At 31.4% G+C, this 26,938-nt stretch carries 26 protein-coding genes and 1 pseudogene; 14 read left to right on the top strand and 13 right to left on the bottom strand.

The window, feature by feature from the left end:
- Window positions 1–30: 30 nt before the first annotated feature.
- From JJC05_RS06150 to JJC05_RS06105, 10 genes are all read right to left on the bottom strand, one after another.
- The gene (locus tag JJC05_RS06150) at window positions 31–672 is read right to left on the bottom strand and encodes a hypothetical protein (RefSeq protein WP_235878572.1); all 642 of its coding nucleotides are present in this window, start codon (window positions 670–672) and stop codon (window positions 31–33) included.
- Between the two features lie 2 nt (window positions 673–674).
- On the bottom strand, window positions 675–1,181 hold the full coding sequence (locus JJC05_RS06145) for a zinc metalloprotease (RefSeq protein WP_235878571.1): 507 nt from the start codon (window positions 1,179–1,181) through the stop codon (window positions 675–677).
- Complete coding sequence (locus tag JJC05_RS06140; protein ID WP_235878570.1) at window positions 1,144–2,037, bottom strand: hypothetical protein; 894 nt, start codon at window positions 2,035–2,037, stop codon at window positions 1,144–1,146. The genes JJC05_RS06145 and JJC05_RS06140 overlap by 38 nt, the downstream gene beginning before the upstream one ends.
- Window positions 2,038–2,039: 2 nt before the next feature.
- Window positions 2,040–3,962, bottom strand: coding sequence for a type VI secretion system Vgr family protein (locus JJC05_RS06135; protein WP_235878569.1), 1,923 nt, complete (start codon window positions 3,960–3,962; stop codon window positions 2,040–2,042).
- A 29-nt stretch (window positions 3,963–3,991) separates the two neighbouring features.
- Window positions 3,992–4,381: a type VI secretion system tube protein TssD gene (tssD, locus tag JJC05_RS06130; RefSeq protein ID WP_088395034.1), complete on the bottom strand. Its 390-nt coding sequence runs from the start codon at window positions 4,379–4,381 to the stop codon at window positions 3,992–3,994.
- 409 nt (window positions 4,382–4,790) lie between these two features.
- On the bottom strand, window positions 4,791–5,177 hold the full coding sequence (gene tssD / locus JJC05_RS06125) for a type VI secretion system tube protein TssD (RefSeq protein WP_105195469.1): 387 nt from the start codon (window positions 5,175–5,177) through the stop codon (window positions 4,791–4,793).
- Window positions 5,178–6,089: 912 nt separating this feature from the next.
- A complete protein-coding gene (locus tag JJC05_RS06120; RefSeq protein WP_235878568.1) occupies window positions 6,090–6,620 on the bottom strand; it encodes an inorganic diphosphatase in 531 nt (176 codons plus the stop codon).
- 463 nt (window positions 6,621–7,083) lie between these two features.
- Complete coding sequence (locus JJC05_RS06115) at window positions 7,084–8,976, bottom strand: DUF5686 family protein (RefSeq protein WP_258929669.1); 1,893 nt, start codon at window positions 8,974–8,976, stop codon at window positions 7,084–7,086.
- Window positions 8,977–9,008: 32 nt separating this feature from the next.
- Window positions 9,009–9,584 (bottom strand): carboxypeptidase-like regulatory domain-containing protein, encoded by a 576-nt coding sequence (locus JJC05_RS06110; protein WP_235878567.1) that lies wholly within the window; start codon window positions 9,582–9,584, stop codon window positions 9,009–9,011.
- Window positions 9,585–9,672: 88 nt separating this feature from the next.
- A complete protein-coding gene (locus tag JJC05_RS06105; protein WP_105195625.1) occupies window positions 9,673–10,653 on the bottom strand; it encodes a pyruvate dehydrogenase complex E1 component subunit beta in 981 nt (326 codons plus the stop codon).
- Between the two features lie 181 nt (window positions 10,654–10,834).
- Here JJC05_RS06105 and JJC05_RS06100 point away from each other — a divergent pair, with 181 nt between their 5' ends.
- From JJC05_RS06100 to JJC05_RS06075, 6 genes are all read left to right on the top strand, one after another.
- Complete coding sequence (locus JJC05_RS06100; RefSeq protein WP_235878565.1) at window positions 10,835–11,581, top strand: electron transfer flavoprotein subunit beta/FixA family protein; 747 nt, start codon at window positions 10,835–10,837, stop codon at window positions 11,579–11,581.
- A gap of 69 nt (window positions 11,582–11,650) precedes the next feature.
- Window positions 11,651–12,619, top strand: a complete 969-nt coding sequence (locus tag JJC05_RS06095) for an electron transfer flavoprotein subunit alpha/FixB family protein (protein WP_105195627.1) — start codon at window positions 11,651–11,653, stop codon at window positions 12,617–12,619.
- Between the two features lie 105 nt (window positions 12,620–12,724).
- The gene (locus JJC05_RS06090) at window positions 12,725–13,342 is read left to right on the top strand and encodes a bifunctional nuclease family protein (protein WP_235878563.1); all 618 of its coding nucleotides are present in this window, start codon (window positions 12,725–12,727) and stop codon (window positions 13,340–13,342) included.
- A 67-nt stretch (window positions 13,343–13,409) separates the two neighbouring features.
- A complete protein-coding gene (locus JJC05_RS06085; protein WP_088391201.1) occupies window positions 13,410–14,234 on the top strand; it encodes a thymidylate synthase in 825 nt (274 codons plus the stop codon).
- A gap of 10 nt (window positions 14,235–14,244) precedes the next feature.
- Window positions 14,245–14,571 (top strand): 2TM domain-containing protein, encoded by a 327-nt coding sequence (locus JJC05_RS06080; protein WP_088391199.1) that lies wholly within the window; start codon window positions 14,245–14,247, stop codon window positions 14,569–14,571.
- Complete coding sequence (locus tag JJC05_RS06075; protein WP_105195630.1) at window positions 14,564–15,061, top strand: dihydrofolate reductase; 498 nt, start codon at window positions 14,564–14,566, stop codon at window positions 15,059–15,061. The genes JJC05_RS06080 and JJC05_RS06075 overlap by 8 nt, the downstream gene beginning before the upstream one ends.
- Window positions 15,062–15,388: 327 nt before the next feature.
- On the opposite strand, the gene JJC05_RS06070 is transcribed toward JJC05_RS06075, so the two are convergent.
- From JJC05_RS06070 to metK, 3 genes are all read right to left on the bottom strand, one after another.
- Window positions 15,389–16,003, bottom strand: a complete 615-nt coding sequence (locus JJC05_RS06070; protein WP_105195631.1) for a deoxynucleoside kinase — start codon at window positions 16,001–16,003, stop codon at window positions 15,389–15,391.
- The gene (locus JJC05_RS06065) at window positions 16,003–16,794 is read right to left on the bottom strand and encodes a hypothetical protein (RefSeq protein WP_105195632.1); all 792 of its coding nucleotides are present in this window, start codon (window positions 16,792–16,794) and stop codon (window positions 16,003–16,005) included. The genes JJC05_RS06070 and JJC05_RS06065 overlap by 1 nt, the downstream gene beginning before the upstream one ends.
- Window positions 16,795–16,865: 71 nt before the next feature.
- A complete protein-coding gene (gene metK / locus JJC05_RS06060; RefSeq protein ID WP_088391191.1) occupies window positions 16,866–18,140 on the bottom strand; it encodes a methionine adenosyltransferase in 1,275 nt (424 codons plus the stop codon).
- A 542-nt stretch (window positions 18,141–18,682) separates the two neighbouring features.
- Between metK and JJC05_RS06055 the strand changes: the two are divergent.
- From JJC05_RS06055 to JJC05_RS06015, 8 genes and pseudogenes are all read left to right on the top strand, one after another.
- Window positions 18,683–19,830 (top strand): annotated as a pseudogene (locus JJC05_RS06055) (trans-sulfuration enzyme family protein).
- Window positions 19,831–19,853: 23 nt separating this feature from the next.
- Window positions 19,854–21,098 (top strand): PLP-dependent transferase, encoded by a 1,245-nt coding sequence (locus tag JJC05_RS06045; protein WP_235878557.1) that lies wholly within the window; start codon window positions 19,854–19,856, stop codon window positions 21,096–21,098.
- Window positions 21,099–21,132: 34 nt separating this feature from the next.
- A complete protein-coding gene (locus tag JJC05_RS06040; protein ID WP_235878556.1) occupies window positions 21,133–21,342 on the top strand; it encodes a hypothetical protein in 210 nt (69 codons plus the stop codon).
- Window positions 21,343–21,634: 292 nt separating this feature from the next.
- The gene (locus JJC05_RS06035; RefSeq protein ID WP_127823567.1) at window positions 21,635–22,270 is read left to right on the top strand and encodes a hypothetical protein; all 636 of its coding nucleotides are present in this window, start codon (window positions 21,635–21,637) and stop codon (window positions 22,268–22,270) included.
- A 27-nt stretch (window positions 22,271–22,297) separates the two neighbouring features.
- Window positions 22,298–22,615 (top strand): hypothetical protein, encoded by a 318-nt coding sequence (locus JJC05_RS06030; RefSeq protein WP_235878555.1) that lies wholly within the window; start codon window positions 22,298–22,300, stop codon window positions 22,613–22,615.
- 60 nt (window positions 22,616–22,675) lie between these two features.
- On the top strand, window positions 22,676–24,118 hold the full coding sequence (locus JJC05_RS06025) for a glycosyltransferase family 2 protein (protein ID WP_105195368.1): 1,443 nt from the start codon (window positions 22,676–22,678) through the stop codon (window positions 24,116–24,118).
- A gap of 14 nt (window positions 24,119–24,132) precedes the next feature.
- Entirely contained in the window at window positions 24,133–24,378 is a 246-nt protein-coding gene (locus JJC05_RS06020; protein WP_235878553.1) for a tetratricopeptide repeat protein, read from the top strand.
- A gap of 8 nt (window positions 24,379–24,386) precedes the next feature.
- Window positions 24,387–26,897, top strand: a complete 2,511-nt coding sequence (locus JJC05_RS06015; RefSeq protein ID WP_235878551.1) for a tetratricopeptide repeat protein — start codon at window positions 24,387–24,389, stop codon at window positions 26,895–26,897.
- Window positions 26,898–26,938 lie beyond the last annotated feature (41 nt).

Below are 26,938 nucleotides of genomic sequence, written 5' to 3'. Positions count from 1 at the left end.
TTTATCTAATTTAAGATAAAAGCCTAAACTTTACTTTTCTTCAGTCACTTTTCCTGTTTCTCCATCCATTATAAAATCTAAAGGCAAAGCATCTAGTGGTTCCCCTGGACCGGTAGGTATGGCATTATTAGGCTTTCCTTTGATAATAGAAATTACCCAAGATTTATGCCCATCTTCATCATTGAAATAAAATTCGAAAAGTGGTCTGCCATCTTTATCTTCTCTTCCTTTACCTGTTTTTAAATCGATGTAGCCTTTTTTCTCTAAAAAGGCTAAACAATCGGTATATTTAATTTTGCCGAATTTTTCGTCTTCATTTACTTTTTTATCTAAAGTACCGTCTTCATCATAATATTCAGAAATGCCTATTTTAACATTTTCACCTATGTAGGTTTCTTTACTATTTAGATTTCCATTACCATAAAACCTTTTGTAGATTTTTTTAAAAGACGGTTTTGGTTCAAATTCTCTTTGAAAACCTTTTTTATCTTTCATAAAAGCCATTTCAATTATTTCAAACCCATCATTTTTTAAATATCTATTTTCACCATATTCTGTTTTTTTATACACTTCAAAATCAAATTTTTCTACCATAGTATTTTTAGTTTGTCCTTTACAAGTTACTAAGCTTATTAGGAGAGTTAAAAGTAAAATTTTTAAAAATGTTCTCATCGTTATAAAATTTTGGAATTTAAAAGTTTCCATTGCCAGTGATAGATTATTTTTCGATCAATAGGAGGAGTTAATTGATGACTATAATCCATAATATTATCAGTAGTTCTAGCTTGGTAAGTAAATTTAGCTGAAGCTGATAACCCATCAAATGTGTGTGCTAGAGTCATAGCGTGCATTAATTCGTGGGCTAGTGTACCTCTGTTATGGCCATCAAAATAAACTCCAAATGTACTATTGAAATAGGAGAAACCATTCCAGTCTGCTTTTTCGCCTATAAAAAACACAGTATAATAGCCTTTATATTTATTGCCAAATTGATCTTTTAATTGTTGTTCTAGATAACTTTTAAGTCCACTATCTTTAGTTACTTTATACCCTTTTTTGTTTTTATTAATTTGTCCATAGGTACAAAATTTATTTCTAAAAGTATTCCATAGTAAGTTGCCTGTACAATCTAAATCTTGTGTCTCAACTACTAAATTTGGAATCACTAACGCTTGATTCAAGCATTTTTTTAAAAAAATCTTTACCTCCAGCAACTGCTTTTCCTTTAACATCAACTCCATTAATGTCTGTCCACACATTTACAAATACTACATTAATCTTCTTTTTGAATTTAGGAGTATTGGGGTGTATTTTTAAAGCGCCACAAATTTCACCATCTGCTTTTATATACAAGGTTTGTGTAGTGTCAAAAGCTTTATTGCACGTTATTTTTAAAAAATTCGATTTGGTATGTTTGCCTATACTTAGACCACCAATTTGTTGTACATTTAGTGATAAATGTTTTGAAGCTTCCTTTTCTTTAAACTCCAATGTTAATTTTTTGGGTAATTCTTCTATTTCTATTTTTAAATTGAAAGTTGCAGTTTTACCTTCTAATAATGTGATAATTGGTGTTGGGTAAATAAAAGCATTTTTTCCTTTTTTTTGTTTCCAAGGAATGTTAAAAAGGGTATAATCTCGAAGTAAACGATCATACATTCGAAGATCTTTTTTAAAATTGGTATTCCAGTGATTAGTGTCTTTAAAAATGGTTACATTATCGCTTTCATAATATTTTCCCATAATATTACCAAACCAAGTATCTCCTTTCTTTTTGGTATCGCCAGTTCGAAGCCAATCAAAACCAAACTCACCGTCATAATTATCGTGCGGTCTAAAATAGACTAAACATTTAGGTTTGATTTCTGGTTTAGGTCCTAAAGGAGGACTCTCAGGGCTGCCATATTTTATGCCCTCTTTAGCTGTTTCGGTAACTTCTTTTTGAGAATTATAAATTATATTGCCTGTGGAATATATATTATATTCACCACCAACAATTTCTGTAATTTTTCCTCCAACAATTCTAGTTCTACTCATTATTAATGTTGTTTAGATTTTTCAGCTGAATTATTTTGGATTTCTTTATCTGAATGCTTATTAATACTTCCGTTACTAGAGGTTTGCATTCCTTTTCCTGAATTTACAGAAGTTTTACCGCTTTTAGTTTCACTATGCACATCACCTTCAATAATCTCCGTCAACTTTCCTGTTACCATGGTCATCATATCCATTGCAACGGTAGTGTTTTTCATGGCCCCAATGGTTTCATTTTTATTCATTCCTGCACTTTCAGATATATTCATTCCAACGGAGGTTGTCATGTTTTTACCCACGTTAATAATCATATCTTCGCCTGCATTTACTATGAAATTCTTTGGCGCATTTACATTAATATTCCCATGACCGTCCATCGTCCAAGTGTTACCGCTAGGATCCTCTATAAAAACAGAGCCTTGGGCATCGTTTAGAATAATTTTAGTTCCACTACGGGTATGAATGGCTTTTACATCATTCCCGCTAGTATGATACCCACTGGTTGCGGCACCGTTATAATGAGTGCCTAGTACAAAAGGTTTTTCGGCGTTGCCACTTTCAAAACCAACCAGTACTTCCTCGCCTATTTCGGGGATAAAATGAAAGCCTTTGCCTGCTCCTGAGTGGGGTTGTATTAACCTAATCCAAGGGGTTTTTTGGTTTTTTCTTTCTTGCCATGGAAATTGTACCCGTACACGTCCCATGCCCATAGGGTCGTTGTTGTCTACTACCCGTGCGGTTTGTTCTTCGCAATTAGGATAAGCACTATCGTCAAAATAAGGAGGTGTCCACAAATCGGGTATGGCTACAAATTCGTTGTAGTACTGGTTACCATCATGAAAGTGTTTGATTTCTATGATCCGATAGGTTTCCATCGGTTTGTCGTTAATATCAATTAGCTTGGTTAGATCGCCTTGTTTGAGTTGGGGATCTTTACTTTTGCCTTTTACCACCATAAGGCTTTCGCGTAGCTCTTTTTGTTTTCTTACGGCATCTTGTAGTTCTTGGTCTGTTTTGCTACTAATTCCGGTTTGATTGTAGAGTTTGTTGGGTTTTTTATGAAATACGTCTTTTGAAGCTTTAAGGGCTGCGAGTTGGTAGGGGTTAAATTTACTTTGTAATTGAGCAAAGGCGCTATCTCGTTGTAGGTTGTCTCCTGATTCTGTATAGTAGGTGGTGTAGGTAAATTGTTGTGGTTTTACCGATAGTTCAAAAGATACATGTATTAGGTCTATGTTTTCTTCTAATACAATTATTTTAGGGCCTACTTTATTGCCTAATACCAAGCTTTGTCCGTCATAATACAGGTACTCGCCATAGCGTATGGCCAATTGTTTTAGGAACTGGTAATCGGTTTGGTTGTATTGTACGGTGTAAGGGATTACATGTTGGGTGTTGCCGTTTTTGGTAATTAGGTTGAAGTTGTCTTTTGGATATTCGGCGGTTATTTCTTGTATGATTTGTTCTAGGGTTTTGTTTTCAAAACTTTGGCATTCTAAGCCTTGTTCTAGCATAATGGTCGGTGCGTGTCCTGTAATGTATAACTGACTGTATCCATTTTTTTTTAAAAGGTTCAGATGGGTTATAATGCCTGTAAAGGTTTGTTTTATTTCACCAAATCGATGTAGGTGGATGTGTATGGTTTTGCCTAGATAACTTTTAGAGTTTTCCATGATGTATGCTTCTTGGTTGTCTAGGGAATCGGCACGGGTTGCAATAGTAAAGGTGTCGTGTTCGTTGGTTTTTTGGTCAAGTGTTAGATCAAAATGGGATTTTTCTAAAAAGGATTTGCCCTCTACTGTTAGGGTACAGTAAACTAAGGGGCTTGATTTATCGGCTAAAAAGTCTTTAAAAGTGCCAACGGAGGCGTATTTAGCTAGATCATCAGGATGATTGAGTCTGCCATAATCGCTGTTATAGGTTTCCATGGTCTGTGTTTTTTAGTTGTTTGGTTTTGTTAGTCTTTCCATTTTTTTTCATGGGTGGTATCGTTTAGTGTAAAACGTTTGGCTATGAGTCGCATGGCTATTTGTAAGGGTTGGTTGTTTTGGGAATCAAAGAACTCGGAAAAGGATACACAAAAGGCTTTTTCAAATTTTAGTTCTTGTAATTTGCTCATAGCGTCTCTACGAAAGAAAATAATGGTACCGTTTTTGGTTTGACTATGGTCTAGCATCCACTGTAGTAGGTTGGTTTTGCCGTTGCTTTCTATACGGATGTTGATTTCACCTCCTTGGGGCATGCCTTGTGGTTTTCCTGTTGCATCTATTTCTTGTGTGAAATTATAATCGCAGTTTAAGATATTATAGGTGTTACCGTCTAATTCTAATTTGGCTAAAAATGACATGTCTTAAATTTTTATAGTGTTTTTAAAAGAAGGAATTAAACCCAGATTACGCATTAGACCCGAGCGTAGCGAATAGACGAAGTAAATCTATTCCACTTTATTTTTCTTCAAATTCAAGCACGTACTCAAATTTTAATCATCAAAATAGTTGACTATTTCTTCTTCTAAAATTTTCCGTGAGCACTTGAATTTATTGAAAAATTTTGTTTCACAACGAAGTCTAATCCGGAATCTGGGTTAAAAAAGAGGCTGTCTGAAAAGTGAAAAATCAATCTTTAGTTGTCACTTCGACCATAGGAGAAGTCACAGTAATATGTGATTTGCTTCTCCTATTTGGGCAAAACTCTTGGTTTTTCCTTTAATTGAAATGATAAGATTGTGACCTTTTAGGACAGCCTCTTAGGTGTTGTTATACCCATTCGTTTTGGTAAGCGCCTGATCCTAATTCAATTTTTTTAGCTGAAATAGTAAAGGTTTCGGTTAATGGGTTTACGCCAGTTGAGTCGAAGTTTTCTCTGAATTTTACAACATAAGCTTCTGAGAATTTTAATTCTTTTAAAACAGCATCGCTATCTCTTTTAAAGAATTTTACACTACCGTCTTTTCTTTCAAAAGAGTTGGTCATCCACTCAAAGAACGAAGTGTCTGCTGTTCCTTCAATAGTTAACTCAATTTTACCTCCTCTTGTTACGGTAGAAGGTCTACCTGTTGCGTCTGTTTCTTGAAATAACCCGTAATTTACGTTTAATACGGTGTACTCTTTTCCTGCTACTACTAGTTTAGATTTAAATGACATATTTATAAAGATTTAAAAAAAATAAAAAATACAAGGGATGTAGATACCTAAAAATAATATAAGGAATGATTTGGGGGTGTTAGGTTTTTGTAAGTATGTAGGTAAATTGTTTTGTTTGTGTGGTATCATAGTATATTTGTTTTTTAATAATAATAACCATTTATGGAAATATAACTAAGTCAAATATATTGTATTTTTAAAGAAAAAACAAATGTTTTGTTAAAAAAATAACTTCACTTTGTTTTTTGAATAAAAAAAAGAAAAATGTATTGGTAAATAATAAAAAGGAGTTGTGGTTACTAGTGTTTTTTAACTAGAATTTGGTATTAGACTTCATACGTGAGATGGATAGACAAAAAGGAACAAAAAAATCTTGTAGATAGGGAGCAAAAGCCGTAATCCGGTTGTAGTTTGTTACTTCGAATCAAGGGAGAAATTACATTGTTTAAGGTATGTGATTTTGCTTCTATTTTATAAATGACAAGATTACGAATCATTTTTATAGTAAATAAATCACTGTTTTGTTTGTCACTCTGGGAAGGAGGAGTTGTATAATTCTATCTAACTTAGCTAAAATTATTCTATACGAGATAAGATGGTGTTTGATTATTGATTGTCTCAAAGGGCTTCTAAATGGAAGCTTTTTTATATTTCAGCCAAAATTTGGGTTTAAACTAAAAACTTAAAGGGGGCTATTTTTTTAAGATGTTTTATAGATATTATTTTAAAAGTGAAAATATATAAAGGGGGGATAATTTTACTTTTAATATTTGAAGATTTATTATAGGTGTTTATTTACAAGTTTGTCGAAAACAGTGTTTAAGGCTAATAAAAAAAGCGATATTTGAAAAATACCGCTTTTGAATTGTATAGTTAGGAACTTATTTTTCCTTTTATAAAAGGAAAGAGAAATTATTTTATGCTAAATAATCCTTCTGGTTTATTTTCTAAGGCATTAAATCGTTCAATACATTCTTTTATAAGTTTTTGAGCTTCCGTAATATCACCCCATCCTTGAACATCTACTTCTTTGTTTTCTAGGTCTTTATAAACCTCGAAAAAGTGTTCAATTTCCTTTAGTAAATGTGGATTTATGTCTGATAAATTATTTAATTTATTCCAGATAGGGTCAGAAATAGGAACACAAATAATTTTTTCATCTGATCCTTTGTCATCTGCCATGTTAAAAACCCCAATAGGTTTTACTTCTACGACACAGCTCGGGAATGTTGGTTTAGTAACCAAAACCAGAACATCTAGCGGATCTCCATCTAAAGCTAAAGTTTCAGGAATAAAACCATAATCGGCTGGATACATCATAGAAGAATATAACATGCGATCAAAACGCATTCTTTTTAAATCAAAATCATATTCATATTTGTTACGGCTTCCTCTAGGGATTTCGACTAATACGTCAAACGTAGTGATTTTATCAGTAGTCATTATTTTATATATTTAATTTTGAGGGTGCAAAGGTACGTTAAAATTTTGAATATGGAAATTGGAAAGGCTAGTTTTTAGATATATGTTGTTTATCTTGATGTTGAAAACGAGTCGGTTAGTATTAATATGTGATTTTTATTTCGTTTTTGAAAATAATAATGTGTTAGACAAAAACGATGTATGAATTTTATAAGTGGACTCGTTTTGGGTATATAAAATCATCTTTTCCGCGTTTTGTATCTAATGTTTTTTGAAATATTTAGTAAGTTTAATTTTTTTTAGGCTTCGTTATTTATAAGTAAGTTTTGCGGAATGGATAGAAAATAGTTGTTTTACTATTTAAAGGAACTATTTTTTATATTCTTTAGGGGGAGAAGAAAGGGATTAGTTAAGGGCAAACCATATTGACTTGTGATTTGCCCAAAAATAGAATCCTTTTCTTTTAAATATTTAACTTTTTTATTTAGAATTCAGGGAAGAAACCAAAACGCACACCAAAAGTAGGCGGAATATTGCTATTGATATCTGTAAATGCTGAACGCCAAATAAAATCTACACGAATAGGTTTGAAATTTCCTAGACCAATATTTTCAATACCAAAACCATATTCGGAATAGCCATTGGTTGGTGCATTGTAGTTTATTGATGAATGATTAATTGATTTGTTGCTTTGTGAAATGCTCCCCCAAATAGTTTTGTAAAATAATACTTCTCTTAATTTTAGTTTTTTTAGCAAAGGTATTCTGTTAAATAGATAACCGTTAAAATGATGTTCAAGTCGCAAAGAAAAATATTGATCTGTAACTAAATCATAATAGTCTAATAATGAAAATGAATTAGGAGAAATAGAGTAAGCTTGATTTACAACAATTGGCGTTAATAAATTTAAGGGTAATTTTTGGAAAACTTTAGCTCCTTCTAAGGTTGTTCGTAAAACGCCAAAGTTGCTTAGTTGTAAAGGTTTCTCATATAATAACTGAATTTTATCATAATTATATTGTCCATTAAATGCTCCTTTTATACCATGTGTGTATTTAAGAGCAAACGTACTGTATAGTCGACCTGTATAGGTTTGGTCTACTCCAAAACCGTAAACATCTCGTTTAGGGGTGTAAAAAAGACCGCAAGTAATGGCAAAATCAGTTAGTGTGTTCTTAATTTCTCCGTTGTAATCATAAGCTAATGAGAATCGGTTAACATTGGCAGATTTCATGAAACGATGAACGAAACTTAAATTGAATTTTAAGTTGTTGTGAGGTTGATAATCAGTGCTTAAAACGCTTTTTTCAACATTTGTTAGGCTGTAATTTTCTCCTCTTGCTATAATTACATTTGTACTGGGACCTGTGGCAATAAGTTCTGATTCTTCTAGTCCTACACTACTTAGTTGTAAATTGTCTTTTAAAAAACCTGCCCCTAACGTAATACGGGGATTGCTGTTAAATAAGTAACGGGTACTAAGTCCGAATTTTATAGCATGATCTAATGTGCCATAAGCCATGTATCCATTTACTCTAAATAAGTCATTCGGACTTGTAAATGTTCTAAAGCCCGCTTTTAGTCGAAGACCTTCGATATTATTGTTTGAAAAAGTTTGGTACAAAGAACCGTATTGTATGTTTTTAAAAACGGTAAAATAACCAGAGGTAAGTATGGTGATTAAGTTGGTAACGCGTCTTATTCTTTTGTTGTTTCCTAAGTCTGTAATGATTTTTCTTGTATTGTTTATTCCCGCTTCACGAGTGGTGAGTTGTTTCCAGTAATCATCTCCTTTTTCAAATTGATTGGCTAATGTTTGTACTTCTGTTTGATCATAAAAGTGAGGAGCTAGTTCTTGATTGAAAATATAGTCTGAATAAAGAATGTTTTTTTTCAAGTACATGCCTTTTTCTCCATCTTCTTTAGAGAAAAATGTAAAATCACCTTCATAGGTTTCGCGTTCAGGTAAGTAGATGTCATTATCCTGTATGTTATAAATTTTTTCAATAGAAAGGTTTCTTACAAAATTTAAATTTACTTTAGGATTATTACGAAGGTAGACTTCAGTAATAGCAAAGTTTTTATCGCTCACTTTAAAGGATCCTTGGAAAAGTAAATCTTGATTATTTCTAGGGAAATAAAAAATTTCATAAATTTTCTTATTACCGTCTTGAATGCTATCTTTTAAAACATATTCATATTGACTATATCCCCTTACTGATAGAGGACTCATAAAAACTTTGTTAAGTATCACTACGTCGTCGTCGTATACGTCAAAAGGTTTAATGAAATTACCTATTTTTTCCATCATGAATCCTTTGTCCGCTAGACCTGTAGTGCGTTCACCTTCTATGACCTCTTTAAATTTATTGCTTATATTATTACCGTAGACTTTTTCATTTGTTTCTTTTAAGTAAGTAGGGATAATATAATTTGTTTGATTCTTTTTTGTTCAGCAATTTTTATAACACTATCGTAATGGTTGCCTAAAACTCTTTTTAGGAAGACACTGTCTAAATTGCTTAATCCATTTGCTATTGATGTGTATCGCGTATATTGGTATGATTTGGAAGAGAGTAAACCATTTTTCTTTTTGTTTTTCCAAATTTGCTGTAAGATTTTATAAGCAGGGTTTTCTTCCTTTTTTAAATGTTTTTTAGGTTTAGCTACCACAACAACTTCTTTTAGTTGTTTAGTTGTAGACATAACAATTTTTAGATTGCTTATGCTGGCTGTTTTTAATTCCACTTCTGTATCTTCAAAACCTGCGTATTTAACAATAATTGCTTTGTAATCGTTTGGAGATTCAATGTGGAAAACACCATTTACATCCGAAGAAATACCTGTTTTGTTTCCTTTGAAGTAAATATTTGCAAACGGTAATGGTAGATTTTGATCATCATACACTATACCGCTAATTTTTGTTTGCGCATTTGTAAATAATGTAAAAAACAATATTATAAAAAAACTAACCTTTTTTTGCATATTCTTGAAAATTGGTATATACTTAAGAATAAAGCTCCATCATTTTATCAAAGATGGAGCTTTATAATAAATAGCATATATATAGTTATTATTTATACAATACTTTCCTAACGGCTTTCATCACATCCTGCGCGTTTGGTAACCATTCTTTTAATAAAGTTGGTGAGTAAGGAGCTGGTGTGTCAGCAGTAGTAATTCTTTGAATAGGAGCATCTAAGTAGTCAAATGCTCTTTCTTGAACGATATATGTAATTTCAGAAGCTACGGAAGCAAAAGGCCAAGCTTCTTCTAAAACTACTAATCTATTTGTTTTTTTAATAGAGTTTAAAATAGTGTCATAATCCATAGGGCGAACTGTGCGTAAATCAATAATTTCAGCAGAAATTCCTTCTTTAGCTAGTTCATCCGCAGCAATATAGGCTTCTTTAATAATTTTACCAAATGATACAATAGTAACATCTTTACCTTCGCGTTTAATATCTGCCACTCCAATAGGAATAGTGTATTCTCCTTCTGGTACTTCTCCTTTATCACCGTACATTTGTTCTGATTCCATGAAAATAACAGGGTCATTGTCACGGATAGCTGATTTTAAAAGTCCTTTTGCATCATAAGGGGTAGAAGGAACAATAACTTTTAATCCAGGGCAATTGGCAAACCAATTTTCAAAAGCTTGTGAGTGGGTAGCCGCTAACTGTCCAGCTGAAGCAGAAGGTCCTCGGAAAACCATTGGCATTGGAAATTGTCCAGCACTCATTTGTCTCATTTTGGCAGCATTATTAATAACCTGATCAATACCCCCAACAAGGCAGAAATTAAATGTCATGTATTCTACAATTGGACGACAACCGTTCATTGCGCTACCTACTGCTATGCCTGAAAATCCCATCTCGGCAATTGGTGTGTCTATAACGCGTCTAGATCCAAATTCGTCCAACATTCCTTTTGAAGCTTTATAAGCTCCGTTATATTCAGCCACTTCTTCTCCCATTAAATACACCGACTCATCGCGACGCATTTCCTCACTCATCGCTTCACAAATGGCTTCTCTAAACTGTATCGTTCTCATAAAATGTTCTTAGATTCTATAAAATGAATCGCAAAAATATAAAATTTTAAAGCATCATCCACTAAATTAAAAGAGAAACTAATTAAAAAATGATAAAAAATTATTATGCACGCATAATAATTGTATCTATATTTTAATTATATTTGTAATTCTATAATTTTTTAAACCAATTTGATTAGCAATGAAAATATTAGTTTGCATCAGTCACGTACCTGATACTACTTCAAAAATCAATTTTACCAATGGTGATTCAGAATTTGATACCAATGGTGTGCAATATGTAATTAATCCAAATGATGAATTTGGATTGACTAGGGCTGTGATGTTTCAAGAGCAACAAGGTGCTACAGTTACTGTAGTAAATGTTGGAGAAGCTGATACAGAACCTACTTTAAGAAAAGCGTTAGCTATTGGAGCAAATGATGCAATTCGTGTAAATGCAAACCCTACAGATGGTTTGTTTGTAGCGAAACAATTAGCAGAAGTAATTAAAAAGGGTGGTTTTGATTTAATAATCGCGGGAAAAGAATCATTGGATTATAATGGCGGAATGGTTCTCGGTATGACTGCTGGCTTATTGGGTTATAATTTCATTAATTCATGTATAGATTTGAAAGTGGAAGGAAATACCGTAACAGCAGCTCGCGAAATTGATGGAGGAAAAGAAGTTGTTACAACAACATTGCCTCTTATTGTAGGAGGTCAAAAAGGATTAGTAGAAGAAAAAGATTTACGTATTCCTAATATGCGTGGAATTATGACTGCTAGAACAAAACCTCTTAATGTAGTTGAACCACTAGGAGCAGATGTTGCAACAAAAGCAGTGAAATTTGAAAAACCAGCACCAAAACAAGAAGTAAAATTAGTGAGTCCTGATAATTTGGATGAACTTATTAACTTATTACACAACGAAGCTAAAGTTATCTAATTTTAAATTTTAAATGAGATTATACATCATTTAAAATATATAATTCAATGTAAAAAAATAATAAAAATTATGTCAATCTTAATATACGCAGAATCAGCGGAAGGTAAATTCAAAAAAGTAGCATTTGAATTAGCTTCATACGCAAAGAAAATAGCAGACTCTACAGGTACTACCGTAACAGCCCTAACAATTAATGCAGGAGATGTTTCGGAATTAGGAAAATACGGTGTTGATAAAGTATTAACGGTATCTAATGATAAATTAAATAATTTTAACGCTAAAGTTTATGCAGATGTTATCAAACAAGCTGCAGAAAAAGAAAGTTCTAAAGTTGTAGTGTTATCTTCTACTACAGATTCATTATATTTAGCTCCACTTGTAGCAGTAAATCTAAATGCGGGATATGCTTCTAACGTAGTGGCTTTGCCAGTAAGTACTTCTCCATTTCAAGTAAAAAGAAATGCTTTTTCAAACAAAGCATTTAATATTACACAAATTGATACTGATGTAAAAGTATTAGCTATAGCAAAAAATAGTTTTGGATTGCTAGAAATAGCTAGCGCTGCTAACGCTGAAGATTTTACTCCAGCTATTTCGGATGCCGATTTTGGTGTACAAACACAGTCCGTAGAAAAAGGATCAGGAAAAGTGACTATTGCAGATGCAGATGTAGTCGTTTCAGGTGGTCGTGGTTTAAAAGGACCAGAAAATTGGGGGATGATTGAAGAGTTAGCAAGTGTTTTAGGTGCTGCAACTGCATGTTCGAAACCTGTTTCTGATTTAGGATGGAGACCTCATAGCGAACACGTTGGGCAAACTGGAAAACCAGTTGCAACTAATTTATATATTGCTGTTGGTATTTCAGGCGCAATTCAGCACATTGCAGGAGTTAACTCCTCTAAAGTAAAAGTTGCAATTAATTCTGATCCAGAAGCACCTTTCTTTAAAGTTGCAGATTATGGTGTTGTGGGAGATGCTTTTCAAGTGGTTCCTACTTTAATTGAAAAATTAAAAGCATTTAAAGCTCAAAATTCATAATTTTTTCCCTTAAAATATTTTTAAAAGAGCCATATTATGGCTCTTTTTTTATTAACAGTACAAAGTTTTTTGTTACTTTGCAAGATATATTCACAGCCAAAAAAAATGAGTTTAGTCAGACTATCTATAAAAGGGATTTCATATAGCCAAACACAAAATGGAGCGTATGCCTTGATTTTAAATGAAGTAGAAGGAGATCGGAAATTACCTATTGTCATAGGGGCTTTTGAAGCACAATCAATTGCAATAGCTTTAGAAAAAGAAATCCGTCCTCCAAGACCTCTTACCCATGATTTGTTTAAAAATTTTGCAGATCGATTTGATATAATTGTTAAACAAGTAATTATACACAAATTAGTAGATGGTGTTTTTTACTCAAGTATGATCTGTGAGCGCGATAAAATTGAGGAAATTATTGATGCTAGAACTTCTGATGCTATAGCATTGGCGTTGCGATTTGATGCTCCAATTTTTACGTATAAGAATATTTTAGATAAAGCAGGTATTTATTTAAATACCTCTTCAGATGAAAATATAGTAGCTGATGAAGATGTACTTTCGGCAACTGAAGCTCATCAAGTCCCAGAACAAGAGGAGAATACTTCGACTTATTCCAAGTTAAGCTTAGCGGAATTAAATGATCTTATGGAAGAAGCGGTTCAAGATGAAGATTATGAAAAAGCGGCTAAAATTCGAGATGAGATCAATAAGAGAGAATTGTAAAAAAGACTTCTTTATTAGCTTGTTAGTCGATATGGGTTAAGATAATAAAAGTTCAATAAATTCAAAGATGAAACAATATTTAGATTTAGTTAAACACGTTTTAGATAACGGAAATCAAAAAGGAGATAGAACAGGAACAGGAACTAAAAGTGTTTTTGGTTATCAAATGCGTTTTGATTTAAATGAAGGATTTCCTATCGTAACCACAAAAAAACTACATCTGAAATCTATAATTTATGAACTTCTTTGGTTTTTAAAAGGCGATACCAATATTCAATACCTTAAACAAAATGGAGTGCGGATATGGGATGAATGGGCAGATCAAAAAGGTGATTTAGGGCCTGTATATGGCCATCAATGGCGTAATTGGAATAATGAAGAAATAGATCAAATAACAGAGTTAATAGAAACATTAAAGCATAATCCAAATAGTAGGAGAATGTTAGTTTCTGCATGGAATCCCTCCGCTTTGCCTGATGATAAAAAAACATTTACTGAAAATGTTGCTAACGGAAAAGCCGCCTTACCTCCTTGTCACGCCTTTTTTCAGTTTTATGTAGCAGACGGTAAGTTGTCTTGTCAGCTATACCAAAGAAGTGCCGATGTCTTTTTAGGAGTTCCCTTTAATATTGCATCATACGCTTTGTTAACCATGATGATTGCGCAAGTATGCAATTTACAAGTGGGCGATTTTATTCATACTTTTGGAGATGTACATATTTATAATAATCATATAGAACAATTACAACTACAATTAACTCGAGAGCCTCGTGTATTACCTAAAATGATCTTAAACCCTAATGTTAAAAATATTTTTGATTTTAAATGGGAAGATTTTACTTTAGAAGATTACGATCCACATCCGCATATTAAAGGTCAAGTTGCAATTTAAAAAAAGATAAATGGATATTAATCAACATGAATTATATGAATATGCCCGCCTGCGAATTAAACAAAAAAAACGCTTGTATGTTCATTTTATGATATGGTTTACAGCTAGTTTGTTTTTATTATTTGCCCATTATATATTAAATACCTTTCCTGATTCTAATTGGTCTCTTTGGATTGTGATGATTTGGTTCTTTTTCTTTGTTTTGCACTTTATTCGGGTTTTTATAACGGAACGATTTATGAATAAAAAATGGGAACGAGAACAAATTGAAAAATTAGTTTTCAAACAACAACGCAAACTGGAACAACTTCAAAAAGATATTCAAAAAAATGCCTAAAAAAATTATATTAATTGCTGCTGCTGGGCAAAAAAATGAACTAGGTAAAGATAATAGCTTACTTTGGCATTTGCCAGATGATTTTAAGCATTTTAAATCGTTAACAACTGGACATTATATTATTATGGGGCGAAAAACTTTTGAGAGTTTTCCGAAGCCTCTTCCTAACAGAACCCATGTTATTATAACTAGATCAAAAACATATTTTGTTCCAAAAGAATGTATTTTGGTTAATTCCGTTAAAGAAGCACTGAAAACCTGTCCTGTAGATCAAAATGTATACATCATTGGAGGAGGAGAGGTTTATAAACAGTTTATTGATTTAGCAGATGAAATTGAATTAACACGAGTACATGCGTGTTTTTTGGAGGCGGATACCTATTTTCCTTATATTGAGCAAAATAAATGGGAGTTAAAAGAGTCTACTTTTCATCCTCAAGATGAAAAACATCCGCATTCCTTTACCATTGAAAAGTATATTCGGATTTGATTTTTTAATCGTTCCTTAATTATTTTTGTTAGCAGAGTCATAAGAACAAGTTTAATAGCTGGTACTATTGTGTGCTGACAATTGTTTTTCAATTAAAATAACGGCGTATTGAAGAAAATAAGTTGTTTTTTGTATTGTTATTTTAGTGTAAACCTAAATTCAAGATTACAAATTTACTGCGTATTATTGCAACGATAATCTAATGTGTAATCTAGGGTAAAAAAGAATGATAATAAATAGAAAAACCAGAATGAAATTCAGATTTTTCATTCTGGTTTTTGTTGTTTTTAAAAGGACTATTTTTATTTTGAAAGAGAATGTATTCCGTTAAAATAAGCCATTAATTTCTGCGTCAATTTTGTTGATAATCATTCCTAAGTCTTCGGGGTTATCAACGAAATTAATGTTGTCAACATCAATTATTAACAAATTTCCCTTTTTGTAAGTTTGTATCCATGCTTCATAGCGCTCATTTAGCCTACTTAAATAATCAATAGAAATGGAATTTTCGTAATCACGTCCGCGTTTGTGAATTTGACCTACAAGGTTCGGGATTGAACTTCTTAGGTAAATTAATAAGTCGGGTGGTCCTACTAGGTTTTCCATTAATTCAAATAAAGATGTATAGTTTTCAAAATCGCGATTACTCATTAATCCCATAGCATGTAAATTAGGAGCAAAGATATGAGCATCTTCGTAGATAGTTCGATCTTGAATGATCTTCTTACCGCTTTCCCTAATTTTCAAAATTTGACGAAAACGGCTATTTAAAAAGTAAATCTGAAGATTAAAACTCCATCTGTCCATAGAATGGTAAAAATCATCTAAATAAGGATTTTCATCTACATCTTCAAAATGAGGTTCCCACTTGAAATGTTTAGATAGAAGTCTGGTTAAAGTGGTTTTTCCAGCTCCTATATTTCCAGCAACTGCTATATGCATTAGGGTAAAATAATTTTATAATTGGTAATTTCTTGAGCTGTAAAAATAGCTAAATTTTGGTTTTTGTAGTGAAAACTTATGATTGAATTTTTAATATTTTCAATAAGATAGGTTTTTTGTGTTTGAATAGCATAAAGAAAAAGAGTTCCATTTTTTTGATATATTATGTTCTTTTCACTGTCTAGGGCAATTTTGTCATATTCAGGAATTTGGGTTATGAATGTTCTCTTTCCAAAAAAGTTGCATTGATAAAGATGGTTTGTTGTGTCTATCCATAAAAATTCGTTGTAAGAACAAAAGTAATCCTTAATTGGTTTTTCAAAAGTTACGCCAATTGGCTGTGTTGTGTTTTTTGTGTAATTATAGCGTAATAGTTGTTGATTATTTTGATTAAAAATCCAATAGTTGTTTAAGGCAGATGTTCCAGCGGCACTTAAAGTAATGGTGTTGTCTATGTTATTAAAATCTAATTTTTGTACCTCATTTAATTGGTTATCTAATGCAATAACGATGTTGAAGTTTTCAAAAAAAAGCAAGATTCGTAAAGGGTTTTGTAAGTCAACTCTGGTAATTTTGCCTAATGAAATGTTTTTGTATTGGTATTTTTCAGCGTTTTTTGTTTTGAAGAGGGTATTGTTTTTGATAAAATATAAGAAACCTGTGTTATCTTCGCCAATATACTCATCAGCTTCAATTGATTTAGAGCTTGCTAGGGAAGGGATAATGTTATAAGTTTGAGCAGATGTAAAAAGGGTAAGCAGTAGTAATAAAGTATATAGCAGTTTTTTCATATTAGAAAGATATGAAAATAAAAACAGCCTTGCAATTAAAATGACAAGGCCGTTTTTGTTTTTATGTGCTATTATAAGTTAAAAGTCGTTTTAATTTTATCTACAAAGTCTAATTTTTCCCAAGTAAATAATTCAACTTCCACCTCTTTGGTTTCGCCAGAAGGAGAAATAAAACGTTTTTTTACCGTTTCATTTTTGCGTCCCATGTGTCCATAAGCAGCCGTTTCGCTATATATAGGTGTTCTTAATTTTAAGTGTTGTTCAATGGCATAAGGTCTTAAGTCAAATAATTCATTTACTTTTTCAGAAATTTGAACATCTGTTAAGCCATTTTTAGCTGTTCCATAAGTGTTTATATATACATTACAAGGTTTAGCTACTCCAATAGCGTAAGAAACTTGTACTAAAACTTCATCTGCTACCCCTGCAGCTACTAAGTTTTTAGCTATATGACGTGTAGCGTACGCAGCAGAACGGTCTACCTTTGAAGGGTCCTTTCCAGAGAATGCACCACCACCGTGAGCTCCTTTACCACCATAAGTATCTACGATAATTTTTCTACCTGTTAAACCTGTATCTCCGTGAGGACCTCCAATTACGAATTTTCCTGTTGGGTTGATATGGTATTCAATTGAATCGTTGAATAAATGGGCATATTGTGGGTATTTAGCAATGATTCTTGGAACCAAAATTTCAATGATGTCTTTTTTGATTTTAGCTAACATTTCAGCTTCTTCAGCAAAATCATCATGTTGTGTAGAAATTACGATAGCGTCAATACGAGCAGGTTTGTTATTATCATCGTATTCTAAAGTAACTTGTGACTTTGCATCTGGACGTAAGTATGTAATGGCTGAATTTTCTCTACGTAAATCGGCTAATTCTTGTAATAATTTGTGCGACAAGTCTAAGGCTAAAGGCATATAGTCTTCCGTTTCGTTAGTTGCATAACCAAACATGATGCCTTGATCACCAGCACCTTGCGCATTTGCTTTTGTTTCAAAATCAGCCTCAGCTGTAATTCTGTCTACACCACGATTAATGTCATCTGATTGTTCGTGGATAGCGGATAAAACGCCACAAGAATTGGCTTCAAACATGTATTCGCTTTTGGTATAACCAATTTTTTTGATTACTTCGCGAGCAATACTTTGAACATCTAAATAAGTTTTTGATTTTACTTCTCCAGCTAAAATTACTTGTCCTGTAGTAACCAATGTTTCACAAGCGACTTTGGAAGAAGGGTCAAAAGCTAAAAAGTTATCAATCAATGCGTCGCTGATTTGATCAGCTATTTTATCAGGGTGTCCTTCACTCACTGATTCTGACGTAAATAAATATGCCATATATTAGTTTTTATTTTGTGAAATTAGTGAGGAAATAGTTTGCAGCGATTGCCTAAAGAGTAGTGTTACTGCTTTAGCATTTTTTATCCTGAAGAAGTTAAGCGTCTTTTGATACCCAAACTTTTTCAGAAAGAGGTTGCAATCAGTTCAAATTTTTCCTCTTATAAACGTATGCAAATGTATGAAAGGAATTTGAATTCTAAATAATTATTAACTTTTTTTTGGATAAATTGTTGATTTGAAATTTTATTGTTTTCTAGTTTTTAGTTTTATTTCAATCTTTTTGTTTAGATTTTATTTTGTTTAAAATGTGTTTTTGTAATAAAATTTAGAAAAATAAACTGTTTATTTTACTTTTAAAGAATATTGATCTAGTTTTGCCTTGTTTTGATTTTTAGATGAAAAAGTACTTGCCTAAATATAAGATGTGTATGATGAGAACCAGTTTCTCCAGAGTTACTATTGTCTAAAATTTAAGAAACGCAACGGTGCCTCTGCAAAAAGCAGAGGTTTTTTTTGAATTAATTTTTATAAAATAAAAAATGAAAATAGAAACTTTATTGGCTAATCTTACACAATATAGCGGAATTAAGGATGCTTATGGTGCTACTCATTTGCCTATTTATAATACAGCCACATTTGATTATAAACGCCAGCAGAATTCTGATTTTTTGTATGATTATTCCCGAACAGATAATCCTACACGCAATGCTTTAGAAACCATCTTTGCTAAAGCAGAAAACGGTTTTGGTTGTATTTGTACCAATACCGGAATTAGTGCGCTTGCGTTGTTGTTTGAAACGGTCCTTCGGTCAGGTGATGTGGTTTTAGTAGAAAGAGATTGCTATGGAGGTACGTATCGTTTGTTGCATATTCTTCTTGAAAAAAGTAATATTAAGGTGGAGTTTGCTGATTTTACGAATCAAGAAGAAGTAGAGTCTATACTGGCATCAAAAGCCATAAAATTGATGTTATGTGAATCCCCTACCAATCCAGGACTTAAAATTATAGATATTCAAAAAATAGGATGGCTATCTAAAAAATACAGTTGTGTTTTTGCGGTGGATAATAGTATGGCAACTTTTGCTTCACAACAACCTTTGTGTCTTGGTGCTGATTTTTCAGTTTTTTCGGCAACCAAGTATGTTTCGGGGCATGGTAGCGTGGTGGCGGGAGCCATTGTAGCTAAGTCAGAAGACTGGTTTGAAAGATTGCATTATTTTGCTAATGCTCAAGGAAGAGCACAATCGCCTTTTGATGTTTTTTTGGTTTCCTTAGGATTACCCTCTTTAGTATATCGAATGAAAGCGCAAGAAAAAAGCGCTTTGCAATTAGCAAATCAATTACAGGAGTTTTCGGAAGTAAAATCAGTCAAATTCCCGGGGCTGTATCACATCCACAATATAAATTGGCTAGAAAACAAATGAAAATTATTCCCGCCGTTTTAACTGTGGATTTTCAAAATAAATGCATTGCTGAATCCGTAATCAAAAAAACAAAGTTATTTGGAGAAAAAGTTTCGTTTGGTACAGTCGATTCTCGTGTAGAAATTCCTGCTAAAATGAGTCATGCAACCTATTCAGAAGAGGATTTAGCCCAAATTGGTTTAACCAGTGCTACGGTGCGATTTTCTGTAGGTTTAGAAAATACAAAAGATCTAATAGAAGATATAAAGCAAGCGATTATTTAAATAACTTTAAAAATTCATTAAAAATGTATGATTATTTAAAACATATTCCTTGTGGTACATCAATACCGTTTGATAATCCTCATGCCGTTTCAGTTAGCTTACCAACTATTTGTGATGTGATTAAGTATGAAGAAGCAGATAAAGAAATACTAGAGAAAATGAAATCGGGATATCCTCGGTTTTTTAGAAATAGATTAGTTCAGCAACTAGTTGATTATATTAAAAAAGAAAAACAAATACCTGAAAATTATTTAGTTGTGCCTATTTCTTCCCTAAAAGCGTATACTATTTTGTGTGAAATGCTTAATGTGAAATTAAATTTTATTGAGTTATCAAATGGTGTTTTCTTATTGATAAAATCAGATGATAAATTATTGAAAATAATAAATGATTATATCCGAAATGCAGGTCTAATTATAAGTTCTCGGCAAGCAGAAAAAATATTATTTGATTTAGGTCTGATTAGTCAATTATATAAAGAAGAAAGAAAAAAATTATCCGAAGCCAATAAAAATATCTATAAAATTTTAACTCAAGCATATAACGTAACTCACGAACATATTGTTTTAACTAATTCAGGGGCTAATGCTGTATTTTCAGTTTGTGAAGCTATTATTCAAAAAAATATTTTAGAAGAAAAAAAAGGCATTGTGCAATTAGGTTGGTTGTATTTAGATACAATGGAAATAATTCAAAAAAGAGGAGATAATAATTATTGGCAAGTAGATGTTTATGATTTAGAAAAATTAGAACTTTGGTTAAAGAAAAATTATAAAAGTATTTCGTTGTTAGTAACAGAAGTAGTTTCCAATCCTAAGTTAGATTGTGTCGATGTACAAAAACTTTATTCTATATGTCAAAAATATAATATAAAATTATTATTAGATGTTACGCTTATTACACCATTTAATTTTAATGTATTACAATATTGTGATATTGCGGTTGAAAGTCTTTCAAAATTTGCTTGTGGAAATGGAGACCTGTTGATGGGGGCAATTGTGTCTAAAAATTTAGACTTGCTATATCAGGTTAAACAATACGTAATAAAGCCCTTTAAAGGAGAAATAGAAAGATTAGGATTTGAAATATTGCGATATAGAGAAAGAATAGAAAATATCTCTTTATCGACACAAATCTTGATTGATTTTTTTTCAAATCAACCTGAAATCAAGCAAGTCTTAAGCGTTAAAAGTGATAAATCGTATGAAAATTATAAAAAAATAGCTACTTCGGATAAAATTCCGGGGATTAATATCGATAGTATTTAATAAAAGTCTTTCCAACTTCTATGACTTTTTAGAAATGCCTAAAGGACCCAGTTTAGGAACAGAATTTACTTTAGTAATGCCTTATGTGTATTTAGCACACTATGATTTATTACAAACAGAAAAGGGAAGGAACTATTTGTTAATAAATAAGTTAGAGTCTGAGCTATTACGTGTTTCAGTTGGATTAGAACAAATTCAGGAAATACTTGTTAAATTTAAAGAAGTGTTTACAGATGTAAGTTAATAAAGAGTTAAATTAAAGTTAAATAAAGGTTGTTAAAAAATATATCCTTTTAATAAACGTTGTTCAGGTGATCCAATATAACGCTCATAGTGTTTTGTTTGATTTAAGTATAATAAAAAAGCGGTAACCCGGATTACATGGATAAAATTATTTTTGTTTTAAAAGATTGTTATTTTTCAATTTCAGAATTATCTCCTGTATTACAATTAGCTATAGTTTTAAGTATTGTTTTTATTTTTACATATACTATAACTTTTTTAAACTGATGTATTTAAGTTGAGAAAAAAAATCAGTGGCAATTCAAAAAAAGACACTGAACCTAATTTATTTACAAAAAATAAAAGAAATAGTTTATTCCCCTAAAGAATATACATTAGAAGATATTAAACTTGTTTTTGAAAATAAAAATGAATTTAAAAAATCACACAAGTTATTAATTACTGAAACTATTATTGAATTAATAGATGAGGACGAAGTGTCGGATTTACATAATTTTAATGAAATTTTATACTTTTTTGATTTAAAGTCTTTCTGGGAAGAAAGATTATTAAAAGGAGATCTTAAGACCAAATTAGAAGGTCTTTCTCAGATTATAAAATTAAGATTGACTATATCCGAATCCGTTATTATTTCATTAGTTTATGATAAAAATGAAGCATTACGTAAAAAGGCAAGAAAAGCCTATATTTATTTAAGTAAACATGATCCATTTCGTTTTTTTAATGAGGATTTTGATAGTGAATTTACAGAATGGGATAAAATTCAAATACACGAAATTCTGTTAAAAAGATCCAAAGAATTTATACCTAACTTTGCACAGTGGATTACTAGGACGGAAAATATTGACTTAAAATGTTTTTTCATATACGAAACATCTTTTTATAAACAACAAGATAATCTTCCGTTTTTACTAACACTTTTAACATAAACTACCAATTCTAAAGTTCGAAAAGCTTTGATTGAAGCCATAGGAGTCCTTCAAAATAATAATATAGAAGATGCTCTAATTGCAAACTATGATTTTGAACCGATATCAGTTCAGCACAGTATTATAAAAACAGTTACAGAAACAAAACCAGACAAAGGATTAGAGTTCCTAAAATCAGCTTTTTATAAAACATTTGATACAAGCTTAAAAATTACAATAGGACGCGCTATCTATAACTATGATAATGACGGAGTAAATCTGATTAATGAAATGGAATCTAAAATTGATGATGGTTTTGAAAATTTAATCTTTGAACACATTAAAAATCCACTAATAAAAGTGTAAACCTTTTATTCTTAAATAATAACAGTACGTCAAAAAACGACGGAAACTACAACTAATAATATGACTGATATTTTTCAAGGTATAATTTTTCTTTATGCTTCCATGCTTACAATAATATACTTTATACTCATTATTTATGGTTATAAAGAAATAAAAAAGTATAAAGAAAATCAAAGTAAAGAAATGGATGAAAATTTCTTGAAGACCCCTTTTGCCCCAGGAATTTCCATTGTGGCACCCGCATATAATGAAGAAATGACCATCATTGATAATGTACACTCCATGATGACCCTAAATTATCCAAAATTTGAAGTAGTTATCGTTAATGATGGTAGTAAAGATAGTACATTAGAATTGCTGATAGAAAACTTTGAGTTAGTTGAAACACCTTTTGCTTATGTAGAAAAAATAAAAACCAAACCTTTAAAAAGAATTTTAAAATCTACAAACCCAGCCTATTCAAAGTTAACAGTGGTAGATAAAGTAAATGGAGGAACAAAAGCGGATGCGTCTAATGCTGGTATAAATGCGTCTAGTTATCCCTATTTTTTATGCACAGATGTAGATTGTATTTTGTCTCGTGATGCACTTATCAAAATGATTAAACCTATTTTGATCAATAAAACACAAGTTATTGGAGTAGGTGCTACCCTGCGTATGGCCAATAGTTGCGTTGTTCAAAATGGAGTAGTTACCCAAGTTAAAGTACCTAATAGAATAATCCCCCTTTTTCAAGAAGTTGAATATTTAAGAAGCTATTTAATTGGAAAAATGGGCTGGTCTAGAATAAATGCAATAGGTAATATATCAGGAGGATTAGGTATGTTTGATAAATCAGTAGTTATTGCTGCTGGAGGATATGATCCGTCATCACATGCGGAAGATATGGATTTAACAACTCGTATAATAGGCTATATGTGCAATTTTAACAAAGATTATAAAATTGTTCAAATACCAGATACTTGTTGCTGGACAGAAGGACCGCCCAATATTAAAATATTGAATAGACAAAGAACGCGATGGGCTCGTGGCTTATTACAGATTTTCACAGTGCATAGAAAATACCTGTTTAATCCAAAATATAAACAACTAGGAATGATTACTCTACCCTATACTTTATTTTTTGAGTTTTCAGCACCCCTTATAGAATTAGTTGGATATCTATATACCGTATATCTATTAATAGCCAAAGGAATAAATTTTTACACAGCAAGTATTATGCTAACATTTGTTTATCTCTTTGGAATATGCCTTTCCTTAATAACGATTTATTTGGATAGATTAGTACAAGAACAATACAGAACCTTTGGTGAATATTTAAAACTTTGTTTTTTTACACTAATAGAACCTTTTATCTATCATCCACTTATCGTTTTTTATAGTTTAAAAGGATATGTAGATTTCTTATCACGTAAAAAATTTGAATGGGGGCAAATGACTCGTCAAGGTTTTGCCCAAAACAAAACAACAACTCCTGCTGTAGAAAATCAAGAAGTGGAATAAATGTATTACTAAAAATGTTATCAAAAAATTACCTCCTATTATTCGTTTTCATATTTTCAATAAGTTTTTTAAATGCACAAGATACAATGGAAGATTATTCCATTATGGCAAAAAAATATTTTAAAAAACAAGAGTGGCAAAAAGCAAAAGAAATCATTGAAGAAGGATTAAAACAAGATGAAACAGATTCCAATCTCAGAATGCTTCTGGGTAGATATTACTATGTTAAAAAGATTATCAAAACGCACGTTATCAATTAGTCAAATCTTTGCAATACGATAAAACAAATTTTGATGCAAAACACCTACTCGTAAATGTAGAAATGAACTCCAAACACTATTCAAGTGCTATATGTTATATAAATGAACTATTAGAAGTAAACCCATATTGGAAGCAATTATGGATAAAAAAAATAGAAATATACAGGCTACAAGGAAATATTACAGAAACCAGTAGAATGCTAAAACGCTTAAATCAGATATATCCAGAAGACGAAAGTGTTCAAAAAGATTACATATACAACACACAACAGGAGATAATACGCCTTAAAAAAGAAGGAAAGTTAAATGAAGCCGTTACTTTAGCCGAAGAATTAGCAAAAATAGACAATAAACAAGCCGATATTTATGTAGATATTATAAACAGTTTATTAACAGCTGGAGATAAAGAAAAAGCACTTTTGTATGCAGAAAAAGGAATTCAAAAATTTCCAGAAAACAGACTGTATATAACAAAAAAAGTAGCCATTTTATCAGAAATGAATAGAAATGCAGAAGCATTAGAGTTCCTAAAAAGAAAAATGGCCAAAAAAAATGATCCCCAACTTCAAAAAAGTTATGATGAATTAGTCATAGAGTCGGCAAGAATTCAAAGTAATCACGACCCTTATACATTATATGGTAAAATATTAGAAAAAAACGCCAAAGACGAAGAAGCATTAGCTTATCTTTTAAACAACTCTATAAGTAAAGGATATTATAATGATGCACTCGACTTTATATCAAAAGCTAAAAAAGTAAAAGGAGAGACAAAAGAAATTTTGTCAAAAGAATATTTTGTTTACAAACAACTAGGAAATGAATCAAAGTCTAATCAGTTATTACAAAAATTATACTCAAAATTCCCAAATGATTCTGATGTTAGAGATGATTTTATAGCATTTCAATATAATACAGCTAAACAATTTATGCTAGAGGGAAATCATCTTGAAGCAATCGAATTACTACAAAAAATTTCAAATCAAAAGAAACAAAATGATTATTATGAACCCGCAAAATTAGGATTGTTTCAATGTTATCTTAAAACAGGATTGTATGATAAAGCCCTTGCTATAATCAATGATTTTCTAAGAGAAAAACCAAATGATGATTCTAGAAATTTAAAAAAAATAAACGCATTAGTTGCATCAGAGGATTACACCAATGCCTTTGATATGTACTTACAACTGATAGAAAAATCAAATGAACCGAAAAAGACTATATACGCAAACGGTTTTGAAGAAGAAGGATTAGCATTTGTAAAAAAAGCACTAGAAGAACAAAATATAGAGGAAGCATATCAAGTTGTAAAGAAAATACTAGAAGTAAAACCTGCTAGCAAGCTAGGTTTACAATACGCAATCAGTCTTTCATATCAAATGAAAGATAATACAGCTATGCTAGATGCTGCAAAACAGGCAACAACACAATATCCAGACAATCTGAAGTTTAAAGTAAAATTAGCAGAATCATATACCGCCCAAAAAGAATATGATAATGCCATGACAGTAGCTTTACCTCTTTTGAAAAAATTTCCACGGAATAAACCATTGGTTAATATATATTCAGAAAATGTACATTTTAAAACAAAAGAATTACTTAAGGATAAACAACATGATGCAGCATTAGAATTAGTAAATTCAGCACTACTCTTTGATAAAGACAATAAAGAACTAAAGTATGATAAAGGGTTGTTATTAGAAACAAAAAAAGTTTTTGACTCCGCTTATTACTATCAAAAACAATACGAACCATCCTTAATGGAACTGTCAGACTTTAAAAGACATTTACAAATATTAGAAAATAAAACTTTTAAAGACGAAATAGGAATCTATCATTTAAGAAGTAGAATTCAAGGAAGTCAAGAATATTCCTCTATATCTACGATGGAATATAACCATAAAGGAAATAAAAACACCTATACTTTTCGTTTAAATTATTCGGGTAGAGAAGAAGGAACAGGAACCCAATCTATAATAGAATGGTACCATCCGTTTAATCACAAAATATACATCAGATTAAATGCAGGATATGGAACAAAATATTTTTCTAAAATCCAGACCCAATTGTCCTTGTATAAAGCATTCGGTAACGATTATGAGATCGAATTAGGATTAGGTTTTAGACAATTACCTAGTCAGATTAACATGATTCAAGGAATTTTAGGTTTGTCAAAAGATTGGTCGTCTGCTTGGTGGAATATAAAAGCAGGTGTCTTTTCTATAGATAATACAATGTTTTATAACTGTAGTACAGACGCTAGATTTTATGTCTTTAATGAAAAAAGAAGTTGTCTACAAGTAGAGGGTTCAATAGGAACAGTTTCCGATCTGCAATCACTAAATTTTAATTTATATAATACATGGAATGCTTTTAATACAATGGTAGGAGCTGGACCTAAATATATGATAAATTCAAATTTTACAGTCGGACTTTTAGGGAGTTGGAATACAATAAAAATATCCGAAAAAAACTATACAAACATGTATAATCTCTACTTTCAAACCCAAATTTCATTTTAATAACTATTTTTATATTACATGATTAAAGAAATATTTTCTTC

The sequence above is a fragment of the Flavobacterium davisii genome (assembly GCF_019565505.1).
GTDB lineage: Bacteria > Bacteroidota > Bacteroidia > Flavobacteriales > Flavobacteriaceae > Flavobacterium > Flavobacterium davisii.
The sequence above is the reverse complement of the archived record's forward strand: the minus strand, read 5'-3'. Positions and strand labels throughout refer to the sequence as shown.